Annotated in this window: 14 protein-coding genes; 7 read left to right on the top strand and 7 right to left on the bottom strand. The window is 70.9% G+C overall.

The window, feature by feature from the left end; translation table 11 throughout:
* Positions 1–208: 208 nt before the first annotated feature.
* The gene (htpG, locus tag AB0H62_RS44250; RefSeq protein WP_360592263.1) at positions 209–2152 is read left to right on the top strand and encodes a molecular chaperone HtpG; all 1944 of its coding nucleotides are present in this window, start codon (positions 209–211) and stop codon (positions 2150–2152) included.
* 55 nt (positions 2153–2207) lie between these two features.
* Here the strand turns inward: htpG and AB0H62_RS44255 are convergent, their stop codons facing one another.
* A complete protein-coding gene (locus tag AB0H62_RS44255) occupies positions 2208–3602 on the bottom strand; it encodes a PucR family transcriptional regulator ligand-binding domain-containing protein (protein WP_360592264.1) in 1395 nt (464 codons plus the stop codon).
* Between the two features lie 124 nt (positions 3603–3726).
* Between AB0H62_RS44255 and AB0H62_RS44260 the strand changes: the two genes are divergently transcribed.
* Genes AB0H62_RS44260 through AB0H62_RS44280 form a run of 5 tightly spaced genes read left to right on the top strand, consistent with a single transcriptional unit; the run spans position 3727 to position 10406 of the window.
* A complete protein-coding gene (locus tag AB0H62_RS44260) occupies positions 3727–4641 on the top strand; it encodes a xanthine dehydrogenase family protein subunit M (protein ID WP_360592265.1) in 915 nt (304 codons plus the stop codon).
* Entirely contained in the window at positions 4632–5120 is a 489-nt protein-coding gene (locus AB0H62_RS44265; RefSeq protein ID WP_360592266.1) for a (2Fe-2S)-binding protein, read from the top strand. The genes AB0H62_RS44260 and AB0H62_RS44265 overlap by 10 nt, the downstream gene beginning before the upstream one ends.
* Positions 5117–6457 (top strand): 8-oxoguanine deaminase, encoded by a 1341-nt coding sequence (locus tag AB0H62_RS44270; RefSeq protein ID WP_360592267.1) that lies wholly within the window; start codon positions 5117–5119, stop codon positions 6455–6457. Before AB0H62_RS44265 ends, AB0H62_RS44270 begins: the two co-directional genes overlap by 4 nt.
* A complete protein-coding gene (gene pucD / locus AB0H62_RS44275) occupies positions 6454–8727 on the top strand; it encodes a xanthine dehydrogenase subunit D (RefSeq protein ID WP_360592268.1) in 2274 nt (757 codons plus the stop codon). Before AB0H62_RS44270 ends, pucD begins: the two co-directional genes overlap by 4 nt.
* A 56-nt stretch (positions 8728–8783) precedes the next feature.
* Positions 8784–10406 (top strand): NAD-dependent malic enzyme, encoded by a 1623-nt coding sequence (locus tag AB0H62_RS44280; RefSeq protein ID WP_360592269.1) that lies wholly within the window; start codon positions 8784–8786, stop codon positions 10404–10406.
* On the opposite strand, the gene AB0H62_RS44285 is transcribed toward AB0H62_RS44280, so the two are convergent.
* The 6 genes from AB0H62_RS44285 to AB0H62_RS44310 all read right to left on the bottom strand — a co-directional run bounded on the left by AB0H62_RS44285 (position 10403) and on the right by AB0H62_RS44310 (position 14630).
* Entirely contained in the window at positions 10403–10999 is a 597-nt protein-coding gene (locus tag AB0H62_RS44285) for a TetR/AcrR family transcriptional regulator (RefSeq protein WP_360592270.1), read from the bottom strand. The two genes, AB0H62_RS44280 and AB0H62_RS44285, sit on opposite strands and share 4 nt — an antisense overlap.
* Positions 10996–12330, bottom strand: a complete 1335-nt coding sequence (locus tag AB0H62_RS44290) for a nucleobase:cation symporter-2 family protein (RefSeq protein ID WP_285969520.1) — start codon at positions 12328–12330, stop codon at positions 10996–10998. Before AB0H62_RS44290 ends, AB0H62_RS44285 begins: the two co-directional genes overlap by 4 nt.
* Before the next feature lie 25 nt (positions 12331–12355).
* Positions 12356–13255 (bottom strand): factor-independent urate hydroxylase, encoded by a 900-nt coding sequence (gene pucL, locus AB0H62_RS44295; RefSeq protein WP_360592271.1) that lies wholly within the window; start codon positions 13253–13255, stop codon positions 12356–12358.
* A gap of 13 nt (positions 13256–13268) precedes the next feature.
* On the bottom strand, positions 13269–13586 hold the full coding sequence (uraH, locus tag AB0H62_RS44300) for a hydroxyisourate hydrolase (protein ID WP_360592272.1): 318 nt from the start codon (positions 13584–13586) through the stop codon (positions 13269–13271).
* Complete coding sequence (gene uraD / locus AB0H62_RS44305) at positions 13583–14068, bottom strand: 2-oxo-4-hydroxy-4-carboxy-5-ureidoimidazoline decarboxylase (protein WP_360592273.1); 486 nt, start codon at positions 14066–14068, stop codon at positions 13583–13585. The genes uraH and uraD overlap by 4 nt, the downstream gene beginning before the upstream one ends.
* An 85-nt stretch (positions 14069–14153) precedes the next feature.
* The gene (locus AB0H62_RS44310) at positions 14154–14630 is read right to left on the bottom strand and encodes a helix-turn-helix domain-containing protein (RefSeq protein ID WP_220237783.1); all 477 of its coding nucleotides are present in this window, start codon (positions 14628–14630) and stop codon (positions 14154–14156) included.
* Between the two features lie 135 nt (positions 14631–14765).
* Between AB0H62_RS44310 and allB the strand changes: the two genes are divergently transcribed.
* Positions 14766–16094, top strand: a complete 1329-nt coding sequence (gene allB / locus AB0H62_RS44315; protein WP_360592274.1) for an allantoinase AllB — start codon at positions 14766–14768, stop codon at positions 16092–16094.

Consider the following 16094-nt stretch of genomic DNA (forward strand, 5'->3'; position numbering starts at 1 on the left):
GAGCCGTTGTCAAGGCACGCTTTCCCGCCTTGACAACGGCTCACCGGCCGTCAACACAATCCAGCTTCGGGGTGCACACCCCACGCAACACGCCCTGCGAGGACCAGAAACCACACAGAGCTGACTGCACCCGCAACCCATCCAACCCACCCCAGGTAGGCTCGCTGCCGTCTTTCTGGTGTGGGGTGGGAAAGGAAAACGCGACACCATGTCTCAAGAAGCGGCGACTCAAGCAGCACAGCCCGAAACCCTCGAATTCCAGTCCGAGGCCCGCCAGCTCCTCCAGCTGATGATCCACTCGATCTACTCGAACAAGGACATCTTCCTCCGCGAGCTCATCTCCAACGCCTCCGACGCCCTCGACAAACTCCGTCTCGAGACCTACCGCGACAAGGACCTCGAAGCCGATACCTCGGACCTCCACGTCGAGCTCACCGTCGACAAGGACGCCCGCACCCTCACCGTCCGCGACAACGGCATCGGCATGAGCCGCGACGACGTCGTGAACCTGATCGGCACGATCGCCAAGTCGGGCACCGCCGAGTTCCTGCGCAAGCTCAAAGAGTCGCAAGACGGAAGCTCGCAGGACCTGATCGGCCAGTTCGGCGTCGGCTTCTACTCCAGCTTCATGGTCGCCGACAAGGTCACCCTCGTGACGCGCAAGGCCGGCACCGCCGACGGCGTGCGCTGGCAGTCCGAGGGCGAGGGCACCTACACGATCGAGCCGGTGGCCGACGCGCCGCAGGGCACTGCCGTCACGCTGCACCTGAAGCCGGCCGACGACGAGGACCACCTCTTCGACTACACGTCGGAGTGGAAGGTCCGCGAGATCGTGAAGCGGTACTCCGACTTCATCACCTGGCCCGTGCGGATGGCCAAGCAGGCCAGCCCCCTCGAGGCCGCCGAGGAAGGCGCCGAAGAGGGCTCCGAAGAACGCACCGAGCCTGAGTTCGAAACCGTCAACTCCCGCAAGGCCCTCTGGGCCCGCCCCTCCTCGGAAGTCTCCGACGAGGAGTACCAGGAGTTCTACAAGCACATCAGCCACGACTGGAACAACGCGCTCGAAACCGTCCGCATGCAGGCGGAGGGCACGTTCGAGTACCAGGCGCTGCTGTTCATCCCGTCCCAGGCGCCGATGGACCTGTTCATGCGGGACGCGAAGCGCGGCGTGCAGCTGTACGTGAAGCGCGTGTTCATCATGGACGACTGCGAAGCGCTCATGCCGAACTACCTGCGCTTCATCAAGGGTGTCGTCGACGCGCAGGACCTTTCGCTCAACGTCTCGCGCGAGATCCTGCAGCAGGACCGCCAGATCCGCGCGATCCGGCGGCGGCTGGAGAAGAAGATCCTGTCCACGATCAAGACGATGATGACCGAGGACGCCGAGAAGTACGCGACGTTCTGGCGCGAGTTCGGCCGCGCGGTGAAGGAGGGTCTGCTCGACGACCCGGAGAACCGCCCCGCCATCCTCGACATCTCGTCGTTCGCGTCCACGCACCACGCGGAGAAGCCGACCTCGCTGCGCGACTACGTCTCGCGGATGAAGGAAGGCCAGGAGCACATCTACTACCTCACCGGCGAGTCGCGCACGGTGATCGAGAACTCGCCGCACCTGGAAGCGTTCCGCGCCAAGGGGTACGAGGTCCTCATCCTCACCGACCCGGTCGACGAGATGTGGGTCGACGGAGTGGGCGGGTTCGAGGAGAAGTCGTTCCAGTCCGTGGCCAAGGGCGAGGTCGACCTCGGCGGCGACGAGACGTCCGACGAGCAGAAGGCCGAGTACGAGGACCTGCTCAAGTGGATGTCGGCGACGCTCACCGACAGCGTCAAGGAGGTCCGCCTCTCCTCGCGGCTGACCACCTCGCCGTCGTGCATCGTCGGCGACTCGGGTGACATGACGCCGACGCTGGAGAAGATGTACCGCGCGATGGGCCAGGAGATGCCGCAGATCAAGCGGGTCCTGGAGCTCAACCCGGAGCACGCGCTGGTCTCCGGGCTCCGCAAGGCGTTCGCGGAGAACCCGGCGGACGGTTCGCTGGCCGAGACGGCGGAGCTGCTGCACGGCATGGCGCTGCTGGCCGAGGGCGGCGAGCTGGCCGACCCGGGCCGGTTCCTGAAGCTGGTCGCCGACCGGGCCGCGAAGGCTCTCTGACCACCGGTCCGTGAAGGGCACCTTGCGGGAAACCCAAGGTGCCCTTCACGGCGTTTCAGGACTCCGAGGTCAGCGCCAGGTAGACGTCGACCTGCGCGACGAAGTCCGTGAGGTCCACGCCGAGCAGCTCGGCGGCGCGGCCGATGCGGTAACGCAGGGTGTTCACGTGGATGTGCAGGGTTTTCGCCGCGCGCGTGGGGGAGCCGGAGCACTCGAGGAACACGCGCACGGTGCGCACGAGGTCCGAGTGCTGCTCGGCGTCGTAGTCGAGCAGTGGCCCGAGCAGGCGCCGGCGCAACGCGGCGCGCAGGTCGGTGGACGCGCCGGCGAGCAGGAGCTGGTGCACGCCGAGCGCGGCGGCGGGCACGACCACCACGTCGCCCTCCCGGTCCGCCGCAAGGGAAAGCGCGTGGCGCGCGACTTCGAACGCGCCGCGTGACTCCGCCGCGGGCACGGCATCGCTGACGCCGGCGAGGATCCGCGTCGCGCGCAGCAGGGGTTCCACTGTGGACAGAGCGGTCATCGCGTCGTCGGCCCAGCCGGCGGGCCACGAACCGTCGTCGGCGACGAGGGCGAGCGCCTCCGTGTGGTCGCGGCTGCCGGTCGGGGTGACGGCTCTCCCGGTGGTGGCCAGGAGTTCGGCGAGGACGTCGTCGGCCTCTGCGCTGTCCTCGGTCCGCAGGGCGACCGCGCGGACGTTCCCGCCGAGCGGCGCCGGCGACGGACGCGACCGTGCGCGAGCCAAACCGACCAGCCCGGCCAGCTCCTCGGCGAGCTCGGTCTGCGCGGTGCTCAGCGGTCCGTCCACGGCGAGCAGCCACGGCACCGCGTGGCGGCTCTCCACCGGCAGCACGGTCAGGCCGCCCGCCGCCGTCGGGCGGGCGCGGGCGGCGGCGAACTGGCGCACGGGCTCGGCCGCCGATACCGGCAGCGCCGCCGTGCCGGCCACCACGCGGGGCACGCCCGAGAGGACCCAGCACGCCGTGCCGAGCTCCTTGGCTGCGCGGGCCAGCAGGTCTTCCAGCGGCGCGTCCTCCGCGGCGGCGGTGAGCAAACGTTTGCGCGCCCCGTCGGCGGCGGCCGCGAGTGCGAGCACCACGCGCTCGGTGACCACGGCGAACGACAGGTCGGGCGGGACTTCCAGCAGCGGGACGCCGTGGCGCGCGCACGTGTCGATGACGTCTTCGGGAATGCCGCCGGCGTCGGCGCCCGACGCGGCCAACGCGGCGGCGCCCCCGGCCGCGAGCGCCGCCACGAACGGCTCGGCGTCGCCCGGCGCGCGCCACCACAGCAGCCCGGACAGCACGAGCTCACCCGCCGTCAGGTAGCGGCCCGGGTCGGGCAGCTCGGTCACGTAGATCCGCGTGACGGCGCGGTCGAGCAGGTCCTCGGCGGTGCTCGGGTGCGGGCGCAGGCCGGGCAGGCCCAGCAGGGTTCTCACGGTCGTCATCAGGCTTGTAGGAAAGCACAAACGGGTGGTCTTCCGCTGGGACGGCTTTCATGGCGGGGCACCGTTGCCGCGCGGGCGCGTTCGGCGTGTACTGGGACATCAGCCCGTGGGGAGGAGTTCGAGCGTGGATTTCCTGCGACCCGCCGACCTGGCCGAGGCGCTGGCCGTGAAGGCCGAACGCCCCGACGCGGTGCCGATCGCCGGCGGCACGGACGTGATGGTGGAGCTGAACTTCGACCACCGCCGCCCGGCCGCGCTGCTCGATCTCACCGGCGTCGCGGAGCTGGCGGAGTGGTCCACTTCGGACGGCACTCTTTCGGACGGCACTCTTGAGAGCAGCACTCTTTCGGGCAGCACCGTGCGGCTCGGCGCGGCCGTGTCTTATTCGCGCGTGATCACGGAGTTGGGTGAACCTTTGCCCGCGTTGGCGATGGCCTCGCGCACGGTCGGTTCGCCGCAGATCCGCAACCGCGGCACGGTCGGCGGCAACCTCGGCGCCGCGTCACCGGCGGGCGACACGCATCCGGTGCTGCTCGCGCTCGGCGCGCGCGTGGAGGTGGCGTCCGTCCGGGGCACGCGCGTGCTGCCGGCGGAGGAGTTCTACCTCGGCGTGAAGCGCAACGCGCTGGAGCCAGACGAGCTGATCACCGCCGTCCACCTGCCCGCGCACGCGGGTCCGCAGCAGTTCGCGAAGGTCGGCACGCGCAACGCGATGGTGATCGCGGTCTGCTCCTTCGCGGTGAACCTGCGGCCTTCGCAGCGCCAGGTGGGCGCCTCCGTCGGGTCCGCCGCGCCCACCCCGCGCCGGGCCCGCGCGGCCGAGGAGTTCCTCGCCGCCGAGCTGCCGTGGGACGCGCCCACGGCGTTGGCGGACTCGCTCAAACGGCGCTTCGGCGAACTCGTAGCCGAGGCCGCCGCACCGATCGACGACGTCCGCGGCAGCGCGGACTACCGCAGACACGCCCTGGCCGTGCTCGCTCGGCGCACGCTGACCTGGGCCTGGGACGAACACCGGGGGAGCGAGCGCACGTGCGCGTGAACGTGACCGTCAACGGCGAGGCCCGCGAGGCCGACGACGTGTGGGAAGGCGAGAGCCTGCTCTACGTGCTGCGCGAGCGGCTCGGCCTGCCGGGCTCGAAAAACGCCTGTGAACAGGGCGAATGCGGGTCCTGCACGGTGTACCTCGACGACGTGCCGGTGTGCTCGTGCCTCGTGGCGGCCGGCCAGGTCGAGGGCCACTCGGTCCGGACCGTCGAGGGTTTGGCCGACGGCGACAAGCTGGATCCCGTGCAGCAGTCCTTCGTGGACAACGGCGCCGTGCAGTGCGGTTTCTGCACGCCCGGTCTCGTCGTCGCGGCTCACGACCTGCTCAACCGCGTGGCGCAGCCCAGCGACGAGGAGATCCGCGAGGCGCTGGCCGGGAACCTGTGCCGGTGCACGGGGTACGAGAAGATCCTCGACGCCGTCCGCGCCGCCGCTGTCCTGAAGGGCGGCGCCGTGAAGGGTGGTGTCGCATGAGGACGGTCATCGAGAACGCCGCGATCGCCACCGTCAGCGGCCCCGAGTACGGCTCGGGGCACGTGCTCGTGGACAACGGCGTGATCGCCGAAGTCGGCGAAGGCACCTTCACCGGCGACGCCGAGGAGCACGTCGACGCGTCCGGCTGCCTCGTGACACCCGGCCTGGTCAACACCCACCACCACCTCTACCAGTGGGCCACGCGCGGGATGGCGGCCGACCACACGCTGTTCGAGTGGCTCGTCGCGCTCTACCCCGTGTGGGGTCGCCTCGACGCGGAGATCACGCACGCCGCCGGCACCGCCGGGCTGGCGCGGCTCGCGCTGACCGGCTGCACGACCGTGGCCGACCACCACTACGTCTTCCCGCGCGACGGCGGCGACCAGGTCGAGGCGCTCGTCGCGGCCCGGCAGCGCGTCGGCGTGCGGCTGCACCTCGTACGCGGCTCGATGGACCGCGGCGAGTCCGACGGCGGGCTGCCGCCGGACAACCTCGTCGAGGGCACCGACGCCGCGCTGCTCGGCACGGAGGCGGTCATCGACCGGTTCCACGACTCGTCGCCCGACGCGCACCTGCGGATCGCGGTCGGCCCGTGCTCACCGTTCTCCGTCACCGAGCGGCTGATGACCGGCGCGGCGGACCTGGCGCGCCGCAAGGGCGTACGGCTCCACACGCACCTGGCCGAGACGCTCGACGAGGAACGCCAGTGCCTCGCCGAGGTCGGCTGCACGCCGGCCGAGTACGCGGACAAGCTCGGCTGGCTGGCGGGCGACGTCTGGCTCGCGCACACCATCCACCTCTCGCCCGACGCGATCCGCCGCTTCGGCGCCACCGGCACGGGCTCGGCGCACTGCCCGACGTCCAACGGCCGGCTCGGCGCGGGCATCGCCCCCGTGCGGCACCTGCTGGACGCCGGCGCGCCCGTGGGCCTCGGGGTCGACGGCGCCGCGTCCAACGAGTCCGGCGGCCTCGGCGAGGAGCTGCACCAGGCGCTGCTGCAGGCTCGGCAACGCGGCGGGCCGACCGCGCTGACCACCCGGGAAGCGCTGTGGCTCGGCACGATGGGCGGCGCGCGCTGCCTCGGCCGCGACGCCGAACTGGGCTCGATCGAGGCCGGCAAGCTCGGTGACCTCGCCGTGTGGGACCTGTCGGGGCTCGAGTACGCGGGCATCACCGACCCGGTCGCCGCGCTCGTGCTGGGCGCGACCCCACCGTTGGCGCGGCTGCTCGTGGGCGGCCGGACCGTGGTGGAGCACGGCACGCTGCGTGAGGAGGACGAGTCCGCGATCGCCCGCGACTTGGCCGCCGCGAGCGCCCGGCTGCGGGAGGACCGATGACGACGACCACCACCACTTCGCAGGCCACCGGCACCACCAACGGCGTCGGGGCCGACGCGCCGAGGCCTGACGGCACGGTGAAGGTGCGCGGCGAGTTCGCGTACTCCTCGGACCTGTGGCACGAGGACATGCTGTGGGGCGCGACCCTGCGCAGCCCCCACCCGTACGCGCGGATCACCGGGATCGACCTCACGGAAGCCCTTGCGGTGCAAGGGGTTTATGCCGTGCTGACCCACGAGGACGTGCCCGGCGTCAACCGCTACGGGCTGGAGCACGCCGACCAGCCGGTGCTGGCCGACGAGGTCGTGCGCTACCAGGGGGAGCCGGTGGCGCTCGTCGCCGCCGACCACCCGGAGACGGCGCGGCGGGCGATGAAGCGGATCAAGGTGACGTACGAACAGCTGTCGCCCGTCACCAGTTCCGAGGCGGCGGTACGGGGCGACGGGCCTTTGTTGCACGACGGTGGCAACGTGGTCCGGCACGTGCGGATCCGGCGTGGCTCCGAGGACGTGCGGGCCGACGTCGTGGTGTCCGGCGTGTACGAGGTCGGCATGCAGGACCAGGCGTTCCTCGGCCCGGAGTCAGGGCTCGCGGTGCCCGACACCGTCGGTGGCGTGGACCTGTACGTCGCGACGCAGTGGCTGCACGTCGACCAGCAGCAGATCGTCGCCGCGCTCGGCCTGCCGGTCGAGAAGGTGCGGCTGACGCTGGGCGGCGTCGGTGGCGCGTTCGGCGGCCGCGAGGACCTGTCGATGCAGGTGCACGCGTGCCTGCTCGCGCTGCACACCGGCAAGCCGGTGAAGATGGTCTACAACCGCGAGGAATCCTTCTACGGCCACGTGCACCGGCATCCGGCGAAGATGTACTACGAGCACGGCGCCACCTCCGACGGCCGGCTCGTGTACGTCCGCGCGCGCCTGTTCCTCGACGGCGGCGCGTACGCGTCGTCCACCGGCGCCGTGGTGGCCAACGCGGCGACGCTCGGCGTCGGACCGTACACAGTGGACAACGTGGCGGTGGACTGCTGGGGCGCCTACACGAACAACCCGCCGTGCGGCGCGATGCGTGGCTTCGGCGCGGTGCAGGCGGCGTTCGGGTACGAGTCGCAGATGGACAAGCTGGCCGCCGCGTGCGGCCTCGACCCGGTCGAGCTGCGCATCCGCAACGCGATGACCGAGGGCGCCGTGATGCCGACGGGCCAGGTCGTGGACTCGGCCGCGCCCGTCGCCGAGCTGCTGGAACGCTTGCGCGCCAAGCCGTTGCCCGCTTCGCGCTCGTTCGACCTGCGCCACCTGCCCGGCGGTGTATCCAACACCACGCACGGCGAAGGCGTGGTGCGAGGTGTCGGGTATGCCGTGGGGATCAAGAACGTCTGCTTCTCCGAGGGCTTCGACGACTACTCCACCGCGCGCGTGCGCCTGCAGCTCGTCGGCGGCGAACCCGCGGCCACCGTGCACACCGCGGCGTGCGAGGTCGGGCAGGGGCTTGTGACGATCATGCAGCAGATCGTGCGCACGGAGCTCGGCGTGGAGCAGGTGACCGTGCTGCCCATGGACACCTCCATCGGCAACGGCGGCTCGACGTCGGCGTCCCGCCAGAGCTACGTGACCGGCGGCGCTGTGCAGGCCGCTTCCGCTGCCGTGCGCTCCCGCTTGCTATCCCAGGCCGGGCTTTCTGCGTCGACGCGTGTGGCCGGCGGCAAACTCGTCGCGTCCGACGGTGTGGTGCTGGCGGACCTCGCGTCGGTGCTGGGGTCCTCGACGTTCGACGAAACGGTCGAATGGCGCCACCGCCCCACTTACCCGCTCGACCCTGTTACCGGCCAGGGGACCGCCCACGTGCAATACGGCTTCGCCGCCCACCGCGCCGTGGTCGACGTGGACGTGGAGCTGGGCCTGGTGAAGGTCGTCGCGCTCGACTGCGCCCAAGACGTCGGCCGCGCCCTCAACCCGCAAGCCGTCCTCGGCCAAATCCAGGGCGGCTCCGCCCAGGGCCTCGGCCTCGCCGTCATGGAGGAAATCCAGGTCGACGCCGGCCGCGTCCGCAACCCCTCCTTCACCGACTACCTCATCCCCACCGTCCTCGACGTGCCCCCGATGTCCATCGACGTCCTCGAACGCCCCGACCCCCACGCCCCCTACGGCCTCCGCGGCGTCGGCGAACCCCCCACCATCTCCTCCACCCCGGCCATCGTCGCCGCCATCCGCGCCGCGACGGGCCTGGCACTCACCCGGGTGCCGGTCCGGCCGGAACACCTGACGGGGACGTGAACCCGGCGTAGTCTCCGACGCGGAACGTCCGATGTGGATCAGACGGGGGAGCGCGCATGCCGGACCGCGGACACGACCGCCTTTTCGACCCACTCACCACAAAAGGCACCGCGTTCACCCACGACGAGCGGCGGGAACTCGGCCTGCTCGGCCTTCTGCCCCTCGCCGAGAAGACGATCGGCGAGCAGGTGGCGCACACCTATCAGGAGTTCGCCCGCCAGCCGGCCGACTTGGACAAGCACGTGTTCCTGCGCGGGTTGCAGGACCGCAACGAGACGCTGTTCTACCGGCTGCTCGCCGAGCACCTCGAGGAAACTCTCCCGATCGTCTACACGCCCACCGTCGGCGAGGCGTGCCAGCGGTTCAGCGAGATCTACCGCCGCCCACGGGGCCTGTACGTGGCCTACCCCGACCGCGAGCACCTGCGCGAAGTGCTGAGGAACCGGCCCCGCGAAGAGGTCGACGTCATCGTGGTCACCGACGGCCAGCGCATTCTCGGGCTGGGCGACCAGGGCATCGGCGGCATGGGCATCCCCATCGGGAAGCTGTCGCTGTACACGCTCATCGGCGGCATCGATCCGGCGCGCACGTTGCCGATCATGCTCGACGTGGGTACCGACAATGTCGAGCGCCTCGAAGACCCGCAGTACCTGGGCTGGCGCCACCGGCGCATCGGCGACGACGAGTACTACGCGTTCGTCGACGACTTCGTCACGGCGGTGCGCGAAGAGCTGCCCGAGGTGCTGCTGCAGTGGGAGGACTTCGCCACCGCGCACGCCCAGCCGATCCTCGAGCGCTACCGCGACCGCCTGCTCACCTTCAACGACGACATCCAGGGCACCGCCGCCGTCGCGGTCGGGGCGCTGCACGGCGCGGCGAAGGTGGCCGGGCGGCCGCTGTCGCAACAGCAGATCGTGATGCTCGGCGCGGGCTCGGCCGGTATCGGCGTGCTGGAGATGATCCGCCAGGAGATGGTGGCGCAGGGTCTGTCCGACGCGGATGCGGCCGAGCGGATCTGGGTCGTCGACATCGCGGGCCTGCTCACCGACGACCGCACCGACCTGTCGGAAAGCCAGCGCCGGTTCGCCCAGCCGGCCGCCAAAACCCACGGCTGGACCGGCACCGGGCTGGCCGACGTCGTGCACAACGTCGACGTCGGCGTGCTGCTGGGCCTCTCGACGGCGGCGGGCGCGTTCACCGAGGACCTCGTACGCGAGCTGGCCGCCAAGACCGACCGGCCGATCATCTTCCCGCTCTCCAACCCCACCAGCCGCGCCGAGGCGACTCCTCGGGAGCTCGACGAGTGGACTGACGGCCGCGCCCTCGTCGCCACGGGATCGCCGTTCGCACCGGTGGAGCGCGACGGCAAGCAGCACCGCGTCGCGCAGTGCAACAACGTCTACATCTTCCCGGCCATCGGCCTTGCCGTCACGGCCGTCGGCGCCACCCGCGTGACCGACGCGATGATGCGCGTCGCCGCGAAGACGCTCGGCGAGGCGTCACCCGCCCTCGACGACCCGGACGAACCGCTGCTGCCGGCGTGGGAGGACGTGCCCGAGGTCGCCACGCGGATCGCCACGGCCGTCGCCGAGCAAGCCGTGAAGGACGGCGTCGCCCCGGCGAACGACCACCTTGCCGAAACAGTCCGGCAAGCCCGCTGGACGCCCGAGTACCGCTAGCGCCTCTTCCCGTCGTGTCCAAGCTCGTCGAGGATCCGGCGGGCCACGTCGACCACAGCGGCGCCCGCGACCGCCATCGGTTCCGGCGACCGCATCGAGCGCGCCAGCACGAACGCGCCCTCCAGGCTGGTGATCAGCGCGATCGTCAGCACCCGTGCCTGCTCGGGCGGCAGGCCGAACGCGGCGAACTTCTCGGTGCCCACCGAGATCCAGGCGGTGAAGACGTCGGCCGTCGCCTGGCGCAGGGGTTCGCTCGTCGTCGCGACTTCCAACGCCACCGTGGCGATCGGGCAGCCCTCCACGTAATCGGTGTCCAGCAGCGTGGTCACCCCGGCGGCGAAGAAGGCTTCGATGCCACTCACGACATCAGGCGCGGGGGCGATGAAGAGGTCGAACAGCTGCGCGTACTCCATCCCCGACGTGCGGATGACCTCTTCGGCGAGCTGCTCCTTGCCGCCGGGGAAGAAGTGGTACAGCGAGCCGAAGGGCGCGCCGGCCTTTTCGACGATCTGCTTCACGCCCGTGCCGGTGTAGCCACCGCGGCGGAAGAGCTCCGCGCCCGCGGCCAGGATGCGGTCCTTCGTGCCTGTCACGGCACCGAGGATAGCTCCGGGGCGGTAGAGCGTTCTATCAACCGTTCGCCGAACACCAGGTTCAGCACCACGGCCGTGAGGCAACCCGCGCTGATGCCGGAGTTCAGCACCACCTGCAGTGCCGCCGGAAATCCCGAGTAGAAACCCGGCACTGCGATGGGAATCAGGCCCACGCCCAGCGACGCGGCCACGATCGCGACGTTGCCGGGATGCTCGAACGACGCCTTCGCCAGCGTCCGCACGCCGCTCACCGCCACGCTGCCGAACAGCACCAGCCCGGCCCCGCCGAGTACCGGCTGCGGCACGAGCGCCACGATCCCACCGGTCACCGGCAGCGCGCCGAGCACCACCAGCACCACGCCGCTGGCCGCGACCACGTACCGGCTGACCATCCGCGTCAGCGACACCAGCCCGATGTTCTGCGCGAAGGCCGTGCACGCGAACCCGCCGAACACGGTGCTCACGGCGGTGGCGAGCCCGTCAGCCCGCAGGCCGTCCGCCAGGGTCCGGCTCGTGGTCGGCCGTCCGACGATCTCGCCGAGCGCCAGCAGGTCGGCCGTGCTCTCGGCCATCACGACGAGCATCACGATGAGCATCGAGACGATCGCCGCGATGTCGAACACCGGCGCGCCGAAGTGGAACGGCGTGGCGATGCCGAATACGGGCGCCTGCTTGAGTGTCGATGTGTCGACTTCGCCCAGCGGCCACGCCAGCAGCGTCCCGGCGACCAGGCCCAGCAGCAGCGCGATCCGGCTCCAGAAACCCTTGAGGAACCGCGTGAACACCAGCACCGCGACCAGCGTGACGCCCGCCAGCAGCAGCCCGCTCGGCCGCGCCGCCGGCTGTTGCGCGGAAATCCACTGCACGGCCACGGGCAGCAGTGAGACGCCGATCAGCGTGATGACGGTCCCCGTCACCACCGGCGGGAAGAACCGTGTGAGCTTGGAGAAGAACGGCGCGGCCAGCACCACGAACACGCCGCCGACGAGCGTCGCGCCGTAGACGACGCCCAGCGCGTTGCCGGCGTGCTGCTGCGCGATCGAGAGAATCGGCGCGACGGACGCGAACGTGACGCCGTTGACCAGCGGCAGCCGCGCGCCGAAGCGCCACACGCCGAGCGTCTGCAGAAGCGTCGCGAGGCCTGCGGTGAACAGGGACGCGCTGATGAGCAGGCTCAGCTGCCCGGGCGAGAGCCCGACGGCCGCGCCGATCACCAACGGCGGGGCCACCACGCCGGCGTACATCGCCGCCACGTGCTGGATTCCGCCGAGCACGAGCTGTGGCCACTTCGGGCGCACATCGACGGGATGACGGGATGGTCGTTCTGACATGTGCTCTCCCGGTGGGGATTCGGGGCTAGAGCACGGCGTCGGTCCAGGCCGGGCCGGGCTCTTCGGCTTCGTCGCGGACCGCGGTGCCTTCGATGAGGCCGTAGGGGCGGTCGGCGGCGTAGAACACCTCGTTGTGGTTCTCGAGGCCGAAGGGGCTCAGATCGACGAGGAAGTGGTGCTTGTTCGGCAGGGAAAGCCGGACCTCGGCGACCTCGGGCCGTGCGAGCAGCACGGCCTCACCCATCGTGTACAGGGTCTGCTGCAACGACAGGCTGTGCTTCGTGGCGAACGCCTGCAGCAGCGTCCGCCGGATCTCCTGGTGGTTCTTGGCCCAATCAACATCGGTGTCGGCCGGGTCGCCGTCGTACCGCCAGCGCGCGGTGACAGCCGTGGCGAGAATGCGGTCGTCAGTCTCCGCGAGCGTTGTGTACTCGTCGCGCGGGAAGCCGTGGAACTCCGAGCCGCCGGACTTGAGCACGGTCAGACCGTCCACACCGGACGCCACCCACGCGCGGCCGGCGTGCACGGTCACAGTGGTGGTGCGGCTTTCGCCGCTGGAGCTGCTGAACGCGTGGTCGTGCGGCCGGCCGTCGACGGGGATGCGTTCCCAGGCGTGCTCGGCGACGGTGATGCGCGCGCCGGTGATCGCCTCCTGCGTGGCCACGAAGTGCCGGCCCAGGCGTAGCGCGAAATCCTCGATCTCGCCGACGTCCTGCTGCTTGGCGAACGCGTAGACGGTGTTCTTCTGCGCGTCGGTGCTCAGCACGGCGCTGTTGTCGCCGGTCAGGTGCGTCGCGGCGAGGTCGCCGCGCAGGGCTGTGGACACGGTGAGGTCGCGCAGGTGGTGCACCGGACCGTCGCGGCGGACGGTGACCAGGCGGACCTCCGCCTTGCCGTACTGGTTGGGGCCCAGGGAGATTCCCACAGTCAGCTCCTTTTCAGCTGCCACGGTAGGTCGAGTAGGCGAACGGGCTCAGCAGCACCGGCACGTGGTGGTGCGAGGCACCGTCGGTGATGCGGAACGCGATGGTGACGTCGGGGAAGAACGCTTCGGGCCCGAGGTAGGCGCCGGTGTCGAAGACCAGCCGGTAGACGCCGGGTTCGAGGGTCTCGGGTCCTAGGTCGCGGACGCGGCCGTCGTCATCCGTGATCCCTTCGGCCACGAGCGTGCCGTCGCCGCGTTCGAAGCGCACGGCGATGCCGGCGGCGGGTTTGCCTGCTGCCGTATCGAGGACGTGCGTCGTCACCAAGCTCATTCGAGGATCGCTTTCCGCAGGCGCAGCGCGGCGATCTTCGCCAGCTCCGCGCCCGCCACGTCGAGTTCGGTCTCGGGGTCGTTGCCCAGCCGCGACCGCAGGTTCGCGAGCAGTTCGGCGCCGCTGCGGCCGCCGGCGCACACGAGGAACACGTGGCCGAAGTGGGCTTCGTATTCGGCGTTGGCGGCGGCGAACTCGTCGGCGTTGTCCACACCGGACTGTTCCGAGCGCGACCACTCGGCGTCGGCGCCCTCGCTCGTCGGCTTCTCCCCGATCCGCGGGTGGGCGGCGATGGCGGCACTCACCTCGTCGCGGTGCAGGGGAGTGGCTTTTTCAGCGGCGGTCAGGAGCGCGTCGAAATCCGCGTACGGCCGGCCGGCGAGCACCGCGTCGACCCAGCGCGGCACGGCCAGGCAGGCCGTGAGCGCGGGCCGCACGTCGGCGGCGTCGGCGGTGTTGAACTCGGCGAGTGCGAGTGGCACGGGATCTCCTCGCTGCGGGGGAGCTGGTGCCTGCCGACGGTACGGCGCCCTCGCGCCGCCGTCAACATTTTGTTGAACGCGCTGGTCAGTCCACTTCCCGGTTGAGATAGTTGTAGACCGTGAAGCGCGTGACGCCCAGCGCTTCGGCCACCGCGGACACCGATTTCCGCAAGCTGAACGCGCCGCGTTCGCGCAGGAGCCGCACCGCCCGCTGCTTGTCCGGGCGGTCGAGGTCACCGAGCTTCGCACCCAGCTCGCGCTCGACGTCGGCGATGAGCCGGGCCAGCGCGGTGTTGAGCTCGACGGGCGGGGTCGGCCCGGGTTCGTCCGTGCGGCGCAGCTGGACCGTGACGCGCGTGGCGCCGCCTTCGAGGGCGGCTCGCGCGATGGCCGGCAGCGCGTTCATCAGCTGGTCGGCCGGGCCGCGCGCGAGTGTGCCGAGTGGACCGAAGTCGGTGTCGAGTCCGGCGTCGCGCGCCGCGTCGCGAGCGCGCACGGCGTGCTCCGGCGGGGCGCCCTCGCCCTGGAAGGGTTCGCTGGTGAACTCGGCTTCTAGCTCCACCTGGTGACCGTAACGTGGAGGGCGAGGCGTTGACGAGGCGAGAGCGTCGTGGTTAATCTCGGTTGGCGAAAGATACTTTCCGTACTGTGAAACAACCCGTCGGTCTTGTCGACGGGAGAAGGAGTGTGCCCGCAGATGGATCTCGTGGTGCGCGCCGCACGTGCGGTGACGGCGGCCGGTGAGGGCCCCGCGACGCTGGGGGTCGACGGTGGCCGGATTGTCGTGCTGGAGCAGGGAATCGTCGACCTGCCCGGCACTCGCGTGGTCGAGCTCTCGGCCGACGAGGTGCTGCTGCCGGGGCTCGTGGACACCCACGTGCACGTGAACGACCCCGGCCGTGCCGAGTGGGAGGGCTTCGAGACCGCGACGCGCGCGGCCGCCGCCGGTGGGGTCACGACGATCGTCGACATGCCGCTCAACAGCCTGCCGCCGACGGTCGACGTCGCCGCGCTGGAGGTGAAGCGCAAGGCGGCTTCGGGGCGCACGCACGTGGACGTCGGCTTCTGGGGCGGCGCGATCCCCGGCAACATCAGCGATCTGCGTCCGCTGTACGACGCGGGGGTGTTCGGGTTCAAGTGTTTCCTGCTGCACTCGGGCGTCGACGAGTTCCCGCCGCTCGACCCCGCGGACCTGGACGCGGCGCTGCGCGAGCTGGCCTCGTTCGACGCGCTGATGATCGTGCACGCCGAGGACTCCGAGGCCATCGACGCCGCGCCGGACCCGCACGGCGAGAAGTACACCGACTTCCTCGGCTCGCGCCCGCGCGGCGCCGAGAACCTGGCCATCACGCACGTGATCGAGGCGGCCCGGCGCACCGGCGCCCGCGCGCACGTGCTGCACCTGTCCTCTTCGGACGCTCTGCCACTGATCGCGAGCGCACGCCGCGAGGGCGTGGCGCTGTCGGCGGAGACGTGCCCGCACTACCTGAGTTTCGTCGCGGAGGAGATCCGCGACGGCGCCACGCAGTTCAAGTGCTGCCCGCCGATCCGGGAGGCGGCCAACCGGGAACTGCTGTGGCAAGGGCTCGCCGACGGCGTGATCGACACGATCGTGAGCGACCACTCGCCGTGCACGCCGGAGCTGAAACGCTTCGACACCGGCGATTTCGGCCTCGCGTGGGGCGGAATCTCCAGCCTGCAGCTGGGGTTGCCCGCGGTATGGACGCAGGCGCGCCAACGCGGGTTCGGCCTCGCCGATGTGGTGCGGTGGATGGCCGAACGCCCGGCGGCGCAGGTGGGGATGACGCGCAAGGGCCACCTCGCCGTGGGCTACGACGCGGACTTCTCCGTGTTCGCGCCGGACGAGGCGTTCGTCGTCGACGTCGCCGCGCTGAAGCACCGCAACCCGGTGAGCGCGTACGACCAGCGGCCGCTGGCCGGCGTGGTGCGCGGTACGTGGCTGCGGGGTTCGCCGGTGACCGGCGACGAGCCGCGGGGAGAGCTGTTGACCAGGGGGAACTGCTAG

The sequence above is a fragment of the Amycolatopsis sp. NPDC050768 genome, from assembly GCF_040654155.1.
In the GTDB taxonomy this organism is placed as follows: Bacteria; Actinomycetota; Actinomycetes; order Mycobacteriales; family Pseudonocardiaceae; genus Amycolatopsis.

Excerpts from the sequence above, each read along its gene's own strand:
- htpG (WP_360592263.1), top strand. The coding sequence starts at position 209 with ATGTCTCAAGAAGCGGCGACTCAAGCAGCACAGCCCGAAACCCTCGAA.
- AB0H62_RS44280 (WP_360592269.1), top strand. The coding sequence starts at position 8,784 with ATGCCGGACCGCGGACACGACCGCCTTTTCGACCCACTCACCACAAAA.
- uraH (WP_360592272.1), bottom strand. The coding sequence starts at position 13,586 with ATGAGCTTGGTGACGACGCACGTCCTCGATACGGCAGCAGGCAAACCC.
- AB0H62_RS44255 (WP_360592264.1), bottom strand. The coding sequence starts at position 3,602 with ATGACGACCGTGAGAACCCTGCTGGGCCTGCCCGGCCTGCGCCCGCAC.
- AB0H62_RS44270 (WP_360592267.1), top strand. The coding sequence starts at position 5,117 with ATGAGGACGGTCATCGAGAACGCCGCGATCGCCACCGTCAGCGGCCCC.
- AB0H62_RS44290 (WP_285969520.1), bottom strand. The coding sequence starts at position 12,330 with ATGTCAGAACGACCATCCCGTCATCCCGTCGATGTGCGCCCGAAGTGG.
- pucD (WP_360592268.1), top strand. The coding sequence starts at position 6,454 with ATGACGACGACCACCACCACTTCGCAGGCCACCGGCACCACCAACGGC.
- allB (WP_360592274.1), top strand. The coding sequence starts at position 14,766 with ATGGATCTCGTGGTGCGCGCCGCACGTGCGGTGACGGCGGCCGGTGAG.